Below are 14,548 nucleotides of genomic sequence, written 5' to 3' on the forward strand. Positions count from 1 at the left end.
TTGATTGAGGAGGGAGTGCTATAATGAATATTTAACCAGTTTTCCTAATTTCAATAATTCTTAAATTAACAAAAAATAGCCAGCGATGACCAACAATCAAATAGAAGAAAATAAAGGCAACATATTAATTGTTGACGATACTCCAGAAAATTTGCAAGTTTTATCAGCAACGCTGTGCGATCGGGGCTACAAAGTCCGCGGCGTAATTAACGGCAAAATGGCAATCAGAGCGGCGCGCTCTGGTTCTCCCGATTTGATTTTGCTCGACATCAAAATGCCAGAAATGGACGGCTACGAAGTCTGCACACAGCTCAAGGAAGATCCGAAGACATCCGAAATTCCGGTTATTTTTATCAGCGCTTTAGATGAAGTATTGGACAAACTAACCGCATTTCAAGTGGGAGGGGTTGATTATGTCACAAAACCGTTTCATGTAGCAGAAGTTTTAGCGCGAATCGAACACCAACTGACTATCCAGAGACTGAAAAAACAATTGCTCGCTCGCAATAAAGAACTGCAAGAAGAAATAATAGAACGCAAAAAAGCCGAAGAAGCAGCGGCCGCTGCATCGCTCGCAAAAAGTCAATTCGTTGCCAACATGAGCCACGAATTGCGGACTCCCCTGAACGCCATCCTGGGTTTTACCCAAGTCATGAGCCGCGACTCTTTGCTCAGCCACGAAAATCTCGAAAATCTCCGAATTATTAACAGCAGCGGTCAACATTTGCTGGAACTAATTAATGATGTTTTAGACTTGTCGAAAATAGAAGCCGGGATAATTGGCTTAGATGAACGCAGCTTTGACCTTTATCAACTCCTCGATTCTATCGAGGAAATGTTTCAAATCAAAGCTGAAACTAAGAATTTGCAACTGAAATTTTCCGTCGAGGCTAATGTTCCCCAATATATAAAAAGTGACGAAAAAAAGCTGCGCGTCTGCTTAATTAACCTGCTGGGAAATGCCATGAAATTTACTCACGACGGGGGCAGTATTTGGCTGCGGGTGAGCGTGGAAAGTAACCAGAAGCAGCCGGCCGAATCGGAAAGTCATCCTAACTCTACCTCGGTCGAACCCTTGTTAATTTTGTTTGAAGTTGAAGACACGGGAATTGGCATAGCAACAGCAGAAATTGATACTTTATTTGATGCTTTCGTGCAAACACAAGCGGGGAGAAAAGCGGGTGATGGTACGGGATTGGGTTTGACAATTACTAAAAAATACGTGCAGATAATGGGCGGGGATATTTGGGTAAAAAGTGTTTTAGGTGAGGGAACCAGTTTTAAATTTAATATCCGAGTATTTGCGGCTATTTCGTCTGAAATAACCGTGGCGACATTGCAGCGGGCGATCGGACTAGAAGCAGATCAACCGGTTTATCGGATTTTAGCAGTTGACGACAATCAAGAAAATCGGCTGCTGCTGGTTAAAATGTTGCAACCAATTGGTTTTGAAGTCCGAGAAGCGGAAAATGGCTACCAAGCGGTTGAACTTTGGGAAAGTTGGCAGCCTCATTTAATTTTGCTGGATACGCGAATGCCGGTAATGGACGGTTTTGAAGCAGTCCGACAAATTAGAGCGAAAGAGAAACAAACTCAGTGGCGAACTATAATTATTGCTCTGACTGCTAGCACTTTTGAGGAAAAAAAAGGCGAAATTCTCGCCGCAGGTTGCGACGATTTTGTGCGGAAACCTTTTCAAGAACAAATCCTTTTTGATAAGATGGCTTGCTACTTGGGAGTGCGCTATCTTTATCAAGAGTTGCCCCGGCTCCCTGTCGGGGCTTTACGGCGTTATTGTGTGAACGAAAAACCCGATTCATTTTTCGGAGGGCTGCTGGCTCAGATGCCTCAAAGCTGGGTGCAGGAGCTCTATGACGCAGCTAATGATGTTAATGAAGAGCTGGCGATTCAACTTGTCGATCGCATTTGGGAAAGTCATCCAACTTTAGCTGAGGCTTTAAAAGATTTGCTTGCCGATTACCGACTCGACAAGATAATGGATTTAACTCAATCGAGTTTAAAATAAATGGATAATAGCGAAATTAAAGTATTGGTGGTTGATGACCAACCGAGCAATCTGCGGTTCTTATCCAAACTGCTAACATCCCAGGGGTATCAAGTTTACCGAGCTATTTCCGGTCAACTGGCGTTGAATGTTGCGATCGCCCATTGCCCGGATTTAATTTTGCTCGACATTAGAATGCCGGAAATGAACGGTTATGAAGTTTGTCGGAGACTGAAAGCGACACCGGAAACTGAACAAATTCCGGTAATTTTTTTAAGCGTATTAGATGAAATGAACGATAAATTACAAGCTTTTCGAGTAGGAGGCGCTGACTATATTACTAAACCCTTTCAAGTAGAAGAAGTTTTAGCGCGCATCGACAAGCAAGTCCGCTTGCAAAAGCTGCAACAGCAATTAAAAGAACAAAATTATCAACTGCAACAGTCGCAGTCGCTGCTGGCTAGCATATTAAATAGTTCCTTAGACTGTGTGGTGGCTTATTCTGCGGTCCGCAACAGTGAGGGAAATATTGTAGATTTCCAGTGGCTGTTGATTAACCCTGCTGCTGAAAAATTTTATGGTCTGCTATTAAATGAGATAGTTGGCAAGAATTTGTTAGCCAAAGTTTCCCAAGTTAGCAATAACAGGTTATTTGATTTGTATGTTTCTGTAGTAGAAACAGGAGAAACTGTAGACCAAGAATTTTATTATGAACAGGAGGGAGATACAATTGTTTGGCTGCACATTGTGGCGGTCAAATTAAACGATGGTCTGGCAGTAATATTTCGTAACATTACCGAGCGTAAACGAGCAGAAATTGCCCTACGAGACAGCGAAGAACGCTTCCGCGCGATATTCGAGCAAGCTGCGGTCGGCATAGCTAAAACCGCACTTTGTGGTAAATTTATGCGGGTAAATCCTGGCTTTTGTCAAATTGTCCGCTATGCACAATCTGAATTGTTACAGCAAAATTGGGAGGCAATTACTCACCCAGAGGACAGAGAAGCGGACAGAGAATACCTGCGATCGCTGTTATCCGGGAAGATTCAAACTTTTTCGGTGGAAAAGCGTTTGCTATGCAAAGATGAGGCCGTGCGCTGGGCCAATGTTACTGTTTCGGCAATGCGCGATGTCAAGGGGACGCTGCAGTATTTGATTTGTGCGATCGAGGATATTTCCGAACGCAAGCTGGTACAAGAACTGCTGCAAGAGAGTTTAGACACTCAAACCCGGTACGCTCAAGAATTAACTCGTTCTAATGCCGAACTAGAACAGTTTGCTTACGTGGCTTCTCACGATTTGCAAGCGCCTTTGAGCACGATTGCCGGCTACGCTCAACTATTAGAAAAACGCTTTCCCAACCAACTTGATGCCCAAGGGAATAAATTTATCCGCCATATTGTTAATTCTTGCGAGCGGATGCAGGCGCTGATTGATGACTTGCTGGAGTATTCGCGGGTAGGTCGCAGCCAGAAACCTTTTGAGATGATAGATTGCAATCGGGTTTTTGAGGATGCTTGTGCTAATTTGCATTTGGCCATCCGCGAGAATCAAGCTTCAGTTACTAGGGGGAATTTGCCAAGGGTAAAAGGTGACTGTTTTCAACTGCTGCAACTGTTTCAAAATTTAATTGGTAACGCTATTAAGTACCGCAGCAGTGAGACGCCGGTGGTGCAGGTGGACGCTTCGCATCAGGGGGATAGCTGGGTTTTTTCAGTGCAGGATAACGGTATTGGGATTGCCTCACAGTACCATCCGCGAATTTTTCAGATTTTTCAGCGCTTGCACACCCAAAAACAGTATTCGGGAACTGGTATCGGTTTAGCTATTTGTCAAAGAATTGTCGATCGGCATGGTGGCAGCCTGTGGGTAGAATCAGAACCCAATCGAGGCTCGACTTTTTATTTTTCTATTCCTATACCAAAGTGAAGTCAATCGATTTTAGATTTTAGATTTTAGATTTTAGATTTTAGATTTTAGGTTTTAGATTGCAGATTTTAGGTTTTAGATTTTAGATTGTAGATTTTATATTTGAGGTTTTAGATTTTAGATTTTAGAATTGAAGAAAGCGACTCCACTGATAAATCCGGGGGCTTGTGATGAGGATTCGGAGCTTTTTTCTCGATCCACGGATGAATCCGGGGGCTTGTCACCCAATTACTTGATTGTCACCCGTCCTTTACTTAAGCTTTAAATATCTTTATCTTTTCTTTACAAAAAGGCTTATAAAGTGTAGCATATTCACTGATGACATCGAGCTAAAAATCTATCAATATAAATCTATTAGCTCTATCCTTATACAACTTATAAATCAGCGGTGCGTGCAAGACTTGTTAATTTTTTTCAACTGTATCCAGAGCATCTTGCTTTGGGATGCAGTAGTTTCCCTAGTAGTTCGCGGAGAAGGATTTGTGATGTGTTTGCAGTTTGCAGGTTCTCGGACAGACTGCCAAGTGAAACAAGCATGATTCGCAAACCTTTGCAAATGGAGAAAAACGGTAAATTACTGCAACACAATTTCAGTGTTCTCAGCCAGATTTACCGGATGATGGCAAGAGATGCTTTGCAGGTACTCAGACACGGCTCAAAGTCCCACAACCTCACAAAAGACGTTCGTAGTGAGGCAAAGCCGTGAATAATAAAAAGAAAAAATTTACTCTTTTAATAGCAAACGATGACGAGGACACGCGCTTTTTGGTTAAGGAAGCACTGAAAGAAGTTCGATTAGCAATTACGAGCGAATTTGTGGAAAATGGAGAACAAGTGCTAGACTACTTGTACCGTCGCGGTCAATATCTTGGTAGCAGCAATTGGCATCAGCCAGACTTGATACTTTTGGATCTGAATATGCCGAGGCTGGACGGACGAGAAACACTAAGTTCGATCAGATCTGACCCCCATTTGCAACAAATTCCAGTTGTAATGCTCACAACTTCCCACCGCAGAGGAGATATCTTGCTTTGCTACCGCTTGGGAGCCAATTCTTTCATATCCAAACCAGTCACTTTTGAAGGCTTGCTTGAAGTAATGAAGACTTTATGTGAGTATTGGTTTGAAATCGTTTCACTCCCGCCGGATATGTAAGCATTAAGGGAGCGCTAAATGCCTAGTTTGAGTGTATAGTGAATTTGATAAGCAGAAATATTTGCCGATCGCAAGTATCGCTTTCAAAACAAAAAAGTTGCCTTCGACTCGCTCCGAACGCTATAGTTGTGTTAACACGTAACCAATGTCTGAAAATTTTGTTGGTTGAGGATGACCTCGGAGATCCGACAATGATCGAAGACCTTCTAGGGTCATTCAGCGAGTCTCTATTTCTTCTCCAAACTGTTAAGTCTCTGGAGATAGGAGTTGGGCGTCTGGAAGTAGACAAGTTTGACGCCGTACTATTAGATTTGTCACTGTCAGACAGCTTGAGGGGAAGGGAGGCGATCGCAGTTTTGAAAGGGCGATGGCCCACATTGCCAATTGTGGTGCTGACAGATATCAACGATGAAAATATTGCCCGGTTGGTATTGCGCTGGGGCGCTCAAGATTGTTTGGTAAAGGGAAGATTTCACCGAACTCTGCTGGTGCGGGCAATCCATTACGCGATCGAACGCCAGCAAATCGAAGAACAATTGCGGCAGCAGGCTCTGCGAGAGCGGCTGTTGGGCAAAATGATCGAACATATTCGATCGTCAATAGATCCGGCAAGCATTCTCCAAAGTACCGTCGCAGAAGTGCGCCAATTTCTCCAAACAGACCGCGTTTTAATTTATCGCTGTCAGGATTGGGTGTCTCAATTGGACGGGGAAGAGCAAAAAGGTGCGATCGTCGCCGGTGACGGTTTGCCAGAAGGTTATATTGAAAACCAAAATATTAGTGCTGCTTTGGCGGTGTCATGCTTTGTTTTAGTCGAATCCCAGTCGGTACAAGCAATAGCAGATGTCAACACTGCCCCCTTGGCTGGCAGTTGCAAAGAATTGTTGACAGATTGTGAAATTGCAGCAGTTATCAGCGTACCAATTTGGCAATCAGGCGATTGGGAAACGGCAAAAGAAACACAAGAAGCCAGTGTTTGGGAAGTCGAGAACAATCAAGATGCAGCGGAAAATTATATCTGGCACCACGCGAGTGGCAAACCGCAGGCGCACAGTAAAAATTTGCCGGATTCGATCGCAGAAAATGGCAATAGTTTGTGGGGAATGCTGACAGCATACAATTGCAGCGGTGTCCGGGAATGGCAGCAGTGGGAAATAGATTTTTTACAGCACTTGGCAAATCAAGTGGCGATCGCGATCGAACAATCTCAACTTTACCGCAAGCTAGCAATAGCCAATCAAAAATTGCAGCAACTGGCAACTACTGACGGACTGACTGGCATTGCCAATCGCCGCCAGTTCGATCGCATTTTGAGATTAGAGTGGCGGAGATTGGCAAGAGAGGAACTGCCGCTGTCTTTAATTATGTTTGACATCGACTTTTTTAAACTTTACAACGAGTTTTATGGACACCTCGGCGGGGACGATTGTTTGCGCCAAGTTGCCGGGGCGATAGCCAGCGCCACCAACCGGCCTGGGGATTTGACTGCCCGCTACGGTGGCGAAGAATTTGGCCTAGTGCTGCCCAACACCAGCGCCCAAGGGGCAAACGCTGTCGCCCGGAAAATTTGCGACGGCATCGCCAGCTTGAAACTGCCCCACGCGCGATCGTCGATCGGCCCCTACGTTACCCTCAGTTGCGGCATTGCGACAGCGATTCCTTCTGCCCAGGAATCTCCCAATGCCCTAATTCGCAGCGCTGACAGCGCCCTTTTTCAAGCCAAAACCGAAGGTAAAAATCGCATTTGTCACGCCAGCACTAACTCGGAATCTTCCCCGATTTTTATGTAAAAGTTGAAGGTAATTGGTAATTTGTAATATCGTGTTTGATTTTTAACTCACGACTCATAACTCATATTGTTGACCAGGGCTGTTTCATTCTCACCAAAAACATGAATTTTGTAGGGGTAGTGCGACCCCTACTCCCCGTGCCTACCCCCGACCTAGACGATTCGATCGGCTGATCAGACCAAGAGGGCCGGCACGGGGGCGCGGCCCCTACGGAGAATGAAACAGCCCTGTATTGTTGACCTTTGCATCAGAATAATAATTTTCTGAGTGCACTGCCAGCGCGATGCGATCGAGTGACCCGGAGCAAGGATAATGCTCGCTTGCAGGGTATAATTCCGATGTTACGGTATTTGATATTACTGAGATGTTGCACCATTCTCAATTACTTGTTTAGGAACAGGCTTTTCGGCCTGTTCCACAAAGAGTAAATTTTCTTGTGGAACAGGCCGAAAAGCCTGTCCTTGAGAATGGTGCAAGATGTGAGATAGTAACCATTTCCACTTCCTAATTTCCAATTACCAATTGCTAATTTATTGCCCCAAATTTGAATTTGTAGTTGTTAAATTCGGCCGCACTGGAATTTCAATCAAAAACTCCGCTCCCTCTCCCGGTGTCGAAATACAGCTCAATCGGCCGCCGTGGCGATCGACTATAATCGAGTGAGAAATCGACAGTCCCAAACCCGTACCCTTGCCCACAGGTTTAGTCGTGAAAAACGGGTCAAACAGCCTCGATCGCACTGACTCTGGTATCCCCCCCCCGTTGTCGGCAATCGATACCGCTACGAAGCCGGCAGCCGCCTGATAACTGCGAATAGCGATCGTGCTGGGATGTCGATCGCACTCCTCGATCGAACGCAGCTTGTCCCGTTCTTCCAAAGCATCGATCGCATTAATTAAAATATTCATAAATACCTGATTCAACTCGCCAGGAAAACATTCAATTTGTGGCAATAGTTTGTAATCTTTAACTATCTTAATTTCTCCATGACTGCTGTGAGATTTTAACCGATTTTGCAAAATCATCAAAGTGCTATCAATTCCCTCGTGAATGTTAACCGACTTCCCAGCGGACTCGTCCAATCGGGAAAAATTACGCAACGATTTCACAATCTCGACAATTCGCTCGGTTCCTACTTGCATCGAATTAAACAATTTCGGGAAATCCTCAGCAATATAATCCAAGTCTATTTCATCAATTTTCTCCAAGACTTTAACTGGAGGATTAGGAAAGTAATGCTGGTAAAGTTTAATCAATTCCAGCAAATCTAAAGTGTAATTGCGAGCCGGATTGATATTTCCGTGAATAAAGCTAACAGGGTTATTAATTTCGTGAGCAACACCAGCAACTAACTGACCCAAACTCACCATTTTTTCATTTTGAACGAGCTGAGCTTGAGTCGTTCGGAGCTTGTTAATAGCTGCTTCTAACTCTAGCGCTTTGGAACGTTCTCGCGCTTCCGATTCCTGCAAAGCTGACTCGGCTTGTTTGCGATCGGCAATTTCACTTTGTGCTTGCTCAAACAGCATTGATTGCTGGATCGCGATCGCTAACTGCACGCTAATTTGTTTGAGACACTCGACCTCAATTTCCAGCCAGTGGCGGGGGCCCGCGCACTCGTGGGCAATCAATAAGCCCCACAACTTCTCACCTTGCAAAACTGGCACTACCAAATTAGCTCGCACCTGAAATTGACTTAATAAATTAATGTAGCACTCGGAAAGATCAGCTTGGTAAATATCATCCACAGCTACAGTACGACCGTGTTCATAAGCAGAAGCATAGCGGTCTTCAAAGCAGGAATCGTCAATAATTATCCCCTGAATAGCCTGCCAATTTTTGCCCACTGACTCGACATTTACAAAACCGCTCCAATCGGGATTAAACTGATAAATTACTGTCCGATCTGTCTGTAAAAATTGCCGTACTTCAGCAACAGTTTTTGTCAAAATTTCTTCTAAATTGAGAGAAGAGCGAATGCGTTCCAGCATTTTTACCACCAAGCGTTCTCGCTTTAATTGCTGCCGCAAGATAGCCTCGGCAAGTTTGCGAGTGCTAATATCTTCAATCACAGCAATTACATAGCTAGGTTCCCCAAACCCATCCCGCACTAAAGATACAGTCATATTAGTCCAAACAAATGAACCGTCTTTGCGAATAAAGCGTTTCTCAATAGAATAATTAAAAATTTCCCCAGCTAACAGTCTGTCCCGCGACTCGACATCTGCAGCTACATCTTGTGGGTGAGAAATATCCCCAACATTTCGCGATTTTAGCTCTAATTCTGAGTAGCCGACAATATTGCAAAACCCTTGATTTGCGTTCAAAAATTGACCGTCGCGCCACACTTTAACAATGCCAATCGCCGCTTGTTCAAATACAGCGCGAAATCGCTGTTCGCTTTCTTGTAAAGCAATTTCTGCTTTTTTGCGATGGCTAATGTCCATTGCCGTGCCAAACAGCCGCACCACCTGACCCAACTCATTTTTAACAGATTGTCCTTTAGCGTTAACGTGCCTGATTTCTCCTGATGGAAAATAGATGCGGTGGTCGATATCGTAAGCTGTCCCTTCAGTCACTGCGTTTTGCACAACTTGTGAAAACCTTTCTTTGTCATCGGGATGAATTTGCTCTAAAAGTTCTTCCATTGTCGGTGGCCGATTCACTTCTCGGCCGTAAACTCGAAACAGTTCTTCCGACCAAGTAATAACTCCGGCCTCCCTATCGAATTCCCAATTGCCGATGCGGGCTATTTTTTGCGCTGCTTGCAACTGTTCGGCAAGTTGTTGCAAAGATGCGATCAACTGAGTTTTTTCGGCTTCTGCTGCCACGCGGGCACTAATATCTTTGTGAGTGCCTGTTATCCGCAACGGCGCACCCCATTCGTCGTACTCGACTACCTTGCCCATCGCCAGAATCCACTGCCAATTGCCCGCTTTGTTGAGCATCCGAAATTCAAATTCATAAATATCAGTCTCACCTTCCACATAGGCATTTAAACATTCCATTACCTTCACTCGGTCTTCGGGATGCACCAAACTTTCCCAACTTTTGAGGTTATTTTCAATTTCGGTTTCTGCATAGCCTAGCATTGATTTCCAATAAAAATCGAAATAAGTTTCGCCAGTAGCTATATTCCAATCCCACAGCCCCAAAGAGCTGCCTGAAACCGCCAACTGCAATCGCTCTTGACTGAGTTTTAATGCCGATTCGGTGCGTTTTATTTCTGTGAGGTCGGCAATGATGGCTATCATTCCTATCGGTTGACTAGCGCTATCTTTAATGCAGTTTGCTCGCAAGAAAGTTTCTATAATATGGCCGTTTTTACTCTTTATTTCAATTTCACTTTCCCAGGAAAAACCTTTCCGCAGTACCCTAAATAACTTTCTCAAATCTTGAGATTTGGGGTACATTACTGCTGGGCCGCCGGCATTATTTAGTTCTTCAACTGTATAGCCGTAGCGCTGAATAAATGCTTGATTGTGATAAACGGAATAACCATCCAAATCGGCGATCGCGATCGCATCACTAGCGCTGTCTACAGCTTGAGTTACCAGGCACAGAGTCAGTTCGGCTTGTTTGCGATCGGTAATGTCAAAAATCGCTCTGTCGAGCCACAAAACCAGCCCTTCTAGATTGTAAGTTGGCCTACCTCTTTCCGACATCCACCGCACCGCCCCATCATCGCGAACAATCCGGTATTCTAGATTGTACGGCTGTTTCGACTCTACTGCTGCGCTGATTTGTCGATCGACCATTTCCTTGTCTGCCTCGTGAACAATGGTCGCAAAACTCAAGCCGTTATTGCGAATAAAATCCCCAGCAGGATACCCACTAATTACCTCAATTTCATCGCTAATAAATACCATCGTCCACTTAGCATCGTACAAGCTGCGGCAGATAGCGCCTGGGATATTCTCAACGAGCGATCGAAATCTGGCTTCGCTCTCCCGCAAAGCTGCTTCGGCCTGTTTTAAATCAGTAATATCCAGCACCATGCCTTCCCAAACTATATCCCCCTCCTGCCCTATTTCCGTCGGACAATCAACTCGTTCCGGTCTCGAAACCCCTTGCATCCACTTAACTTTTCCCGACGGTACAATCGCGCGCCATTCCTGCTGCCAGGGCTGCATATTGGCGGCAGAAACAGCAATAGATTCTTCAAATTTTTGACGGTCGTCGGGATGAATAAAATTAAAAAGTAGTTGAGGATTTTGCTGAATATTTTCTGGTTCCAATTCAAATAAATAGTTGCTGCCCGAAGAAATATAAGGAAAACTTTTTTGGCCGTCGGTTGAGAGACGAAATTGATAAATTATTCCCGGTAAATTGGCAGCAAGTTGCCGAAGTCTAGCTTCGCTTTCTTGCTGCGCTAATTGTTTGCGCCTATCCTCAGTGATATCTCGAATTATCCCCACGAGCATTTTACTGCCGTCGGTATTTTCAAAGACAGTTTTTTTAGTAGACAGAATGTGCTTTGTACCGTTGGCGTCCGTAAATATTTCCTCACTCTCGTTTTCTTTCCCCGTCCTAAACACTTGTTGGTCAGTATGCCAAAAAATTTCAGCTTCTTGTTTTGGGAAAAAGTCATAATCCGATTTGCCCAGCAGTTCCTCGCGCTGCTTCCCGATCAGCTTGCAAAAAGCATCATTTAACAGTATCCAGCGGTGCTGTTCATCCTTGACAAAAAGTGGGTCTGCAACTGCATCGATTGTATAATTCAAAAACTTTTTACTAGCTTCGAGTTCGGAAAGTGCTAAAATTTTATCTGTAATATCATTGATAGTTCCTGTCGTCCCCTGCGCCTCGCCGTTCCCGCCCAAAATAAAAAATTCTTGCACTTCTACCCACCGAATTTCGCCATTTTTGGTAATATATCGACTTTGGTAACAACAGGAGGCTTGTTGATTTGGTCTCTGACCTCTAAACGAATTTAAATATTGGTATTGATCCTCAGAATGAATGTAACTCAAACAGGAAGTTCCTAAGCTTTCATCAACGGTAAATCCGGTAATTTCCGTCCAAGCCGGATTGAGAAAAGTCCAATTGCCAGCAGTATTTGTTTCAAAAACGACTTCTTTGATATTGCCAACAACCTGCTGGTATTTTTCTTGACTTTTTTGCCATTCTGCTTGCCGTTTCTGGCGGGCGATCGCGCACCTAAGCGTCCGCACCAGCAGCCGACTGTCTACCTGTCTTTTCACCAGATAATCTTGGGCCCCAGCGGCAATTAACTCCACAGCCAGTTCTTCGTCATCGGCGGCTGTCAGAATGACGATCGGAATATTTATACCGCAATCTTGAAGTCGGAAAAAAGTATTAAATTTTGGGCTGTCAGGAAGTGAAAGATCTAATAAAATTACATCAAAAATTTTGTCGCTTAAAATTTCTATCGCTTCCCGGAGGCGGACTACATTGGTGACATCAATTGATTGTCCTAGTTGGCCCTCAGACAGCAGTTCTTGAATGAGTTCTGCATCTTCTGCACAGTCTTCTACTAAAAGAATTTTTAAACCAGGCGTTAAAGTGGACTCAAAAACAGATGTCATACCATTTTATATTTTAGATTTGAGATTGGAGATTTGGAATGACTGATGACTATCGCGGTTTGGTTCTTGCGTACAGTGGCATTTTTTTTACTGGTATCCTTTTGCTATTTTTTAGTAATTATAAAATCTCAGCAGCGGATGCAGCTACCTAGCTCATGATTGGGGAACTTGAAGCGCAGCCTTTAGAGTGCGCTGTGTGCTTGCAAACCCCGCAGATTTATTTGTAGAATTGAGTTGTTCGCTGCAAGTTTTCCGCCTCGCCCCAAACCTAGTGGCCCAAAACTATCATCCTCTTACCCATATTGCAACTCAACTCTATTTTAATTTACAACCTTTGGCTGGGGAATAGCAAGAGGCAAGTCAAAAGAGCGCGGAGTAATCAGGATTTGCATTGCTGATAGCCTTTGAAACTTTAGATTATAAATTGCCGTTTAAAGCTTGCCTAAAGTTGCATTATTTTTTTAAAATGGTATTACTACTAAGCTACGAGAATTACCGTTGATTTACAAGATACGGCCTGAGATTGTGTCCGGTTAATTGCGCGTAATTAGCGCCTGTTTGTTTTGAGCAATGCAAGTCCTCTCTCGAGCGAGGAACCAAGACTTGTATTTTTTGCTACAAACCTAATTACAAACTTAATTACGGTTGTCTAACCGGACACAATTTAACTCTGTTGAGTCGCTCCATTTTTCTGCGGTTTTGGCAGCACAACTGTAAACACGCTGCCTTGACCGACATTGCTGCTAATAGCAATTTCACCGTTAAAAGGTTTTAAAAGTTCAATACAAGTATAAAGTCCTAGACCCGTTCCTGTCGGTTCGCCTTCGGTTTTTTCCTCGCCTTTAGGTGGCTTTGATGTGTAAAAAGGGTCAAAAAGTTTTGACAAATCTTCAGATGATATGCCGCATCCCGTATCTGCAATATCCATGTATATGTTCGAGTCGTCTTGCCGAGTCACGATAGTTATTTCTCTGCTTTTCTTTTCCCACATAGCATCCATTGCATTATTGATTAAATTATAAAATACTTGAGAAAGATAGGAATAAATTAAGGGAATGCTGGCAATTTCTTCGTCATAAAAGTATTTTTTTCTAATCTTATTTTTAAAATACAGGTTGCCTTCCAATAGCTGAATTTCTCGCTGCACTAAATCGTTGATATTCACCGGGTGCAAATCTTGCTTTTGCTCGTTTCGGCTTTTCATCATCAGAGTATCCATGATCTGATTAATTTTTGTGACAGCTTGAAAAATATACTTAGTATAATTAAACAGAGAGTCTTCTTGAATTTGTGTGGCTTTTGTTTCAATCAAATCGACGCTAGTCTGGATCACTTGCAGCGGACTTTTGAGATTGTGAACCATGCCCTGAGTCAAACGTCCGATGATGGCTGTTTTTTCCTGGTTTATTAATTGCTTGGTTTTTTGTTCAACAAGTCTTTCAAGGTTTTGGTTGAGGTGGGCAAGCTCGAGGTTTTTTTCTTCGAGTTTTTTTTGCAAGCTGCGGATTGTCAAGTGGGTTTGAATCCGGCTCAAAACTTCTTCGTGCTGGAAAGGCTTAGTGATGTAGTCAACGGCTCCTGTCTGAAAGCCTTTTACTTTATCAGGCGTATCGGAAAGGGCGCTCATAAATATGATGGGAATATCTTGCGTTGACGGGTCTGCTTTCAAACGTCGGCAAGTTTCAAAACCGTCAATTCCTGGCATCATGATATCCAAAAGAATCAAGTCTGGATGGATGTAGTCAATTTGCTCGATCGCACTTTCGCCGTCTAGAGCCACTAATACTTTAAAGCCGTAATTCCTTAACAACTCGAAAAGTACGTCAAGATTTGTTTGGTTGTCATCGACAATTAGTATGATGCTTCTTTCGGAATTCTTATCGTTCATATTCAATGGAAACATTCAAATTTTTGATTTTTGAGTTGTGGGTTGTGACGTTAAATCGGATTCAATGAATTTTTGGCGGCTCTAGAAACCCGGTTGCTTCCTAGATGCTTCTATTTGCAATAACCGTTTGAGGAGCCGGCTGCGAGTCCGGGCAGCCCAAGCGAATTAAGTTGTCGCTTCGCGGGAGGCCAGAACCCCAGATTGAGAATGATACCCAGGGCGCGAGATTTAA

General features: G+C 43.7%; 8 protein-coding genes. 5 read left to right on the top strand and 3 right to left on the bottom strand.

What is annotated here, in order from left to right; all coding sequences use genetic code 11:
* Positions 1-85: 85 nt before the first annotated feature.
* From QUB24_RS17670 to QUB24_RS17690, 5 genes are all read left to right on the top strand, one after another.
* Positions 86-2,026: a response regulator gene (locus QUB24_RS17670; protein WP_333154487.1), complete on the top strand. Its 1,941-nt coding sequence runs from the start codon at positions 86-88 to the stop codon at positions 2,024-2,026.
* Positions 2,027-3,934, top strand: coding sequence for a PAS domain S-box protein (locus tag QUB24_RS17675; protein ID WP_333154488.1), 1,908 nt, complete (start codon positions 2,027-2,029; stop codon positions 3,932-3,934).
* A 535-nt stretch (positions 3,935-4,469) separates the two neighbouring features.
* Positions 4,470-4,640 carry a hypothetical protein gene (locus tag QUB24_RS17680; RefSeq protein ID WP_333154489.1) on the top strand — a complete coding sequence of 57 codons (171 nt, stop codon included), beginning with the start codon at positions 4,470-4,472 and terminating at the stop codon, positions 4,638-4,640.
* Positions 4,637-5,089: a response regulator gene (locus tag QUB24_RS17685; RefSeq protein ID WP_333154490.1), complete on the top strand. Its 453-nt coding sequence runs from the start codon at positions 4,637-4,639 to the stop codon at positions 5,087-5,089. Before QUB24_RS17680 ends, QUB24_RS17685 begins: the two co-directional genes overlap by 4 nt.
* A 128-nt stretch (positions 5,090-5,217) precedes the next feature.
* Positions 5,218-6,879, top strand: coding sequence for a diguanylate cyclase domain-containing protein (locus QUB24_RS17690; protein ID WP_333154491.1), 1,662 nt, complete (start codon positions 5,218-5,220; stop codon positions 6,877-6,879).
* Positions 6,880-7,235: 356 nt separating this feature from the next.
* Here the strand turns inward: QUB24_RS17690 and QUB24_RS17695 are convergent, their stop codons facing one another.
* The 3 genes from QUB24_RS17695 to QUB24_RS17705 form a co-directional block, all read right to left on the bottom strand.
* Complete coding sequence (locus QUB24_RS17695) at positions 7,236-7,394, bottom strand: hypothetical protein (RefSeq protein WP_333154492.1); 159 nt, start codon at positions 7,392-7,394, stop codon at positions 7,236-7,238.
* A gap of 15 nt (positions 7,395-7,409) precedes the next feature.
* Entirely contained in the window at positions 7,410-12,428 is a 5,019-nt protein-coding gene (locus QUB24_RS17700; protein WP_333154493.1) for a PAS domain S-box protein, read from the bottom strand.
* A 664-nt stretch (positions 12,429-13,092) separates the two neighbouring features.
* Entirely contained in the window at positions 13,093-14,331 is a 1,239-nt protein-coding gene (locus tag QUB24_RS17705) for a hybrid sensor histidine kinase/response regulator (RefSeq protein WP_333154494.1), read from the bottom strand.
* Positions 14,332-14,548 lie beyond the last annotated feature (217 nt).

It is taken from the genome of Microcoleus sp. B9-D4 (genome assembly GCF_036705105.1).
Taxonomy (GTDB): domain Bacteria; phylum Cyanobacteriota; class Cyanobacteriia; order Cyanobacteriales; family Microcoleaceae; genus Microcoleus.

Bases quoted from the DNA above. Each gene is read 5' to 3' on its own strand.
- QUB24_RS17670 (WP_333154487.1), top strand. From the start codon at position 86: ATGACCAACAATCAAATAGAAGAAAATAAAGGCAACATATTAATTGTT.
- QUB24_RS17675 (WP_333154488.1), top strand. From the start codon at position 2,027: ATGGATAATAGCGAAATTAAAGTATTGGTGGTTGATGACCAACCGAGC.
- QUB24_RS17680 (WP_333154489.1), top strand. From the start codon at position 4,470: ATGATTCGCAAACCTTTGCAAATGGAGAAAAACGGTAAATTACTGCAA.
- QUB24_RS17700 (WP_333154493.1), bottom strand. From the start codon at position 12,428: ATGACATCTGTTTTTGAGTCCACTTTAACGCCTGGTTTAAAAATTCTT.
- QUB24_RS17705 (WP_333154494.1), bottom strand. From the start codon at position 14,331: ATGTTTCCATTGAATATGAACGATAAGAATTCCGAAAGAAGCATCATA.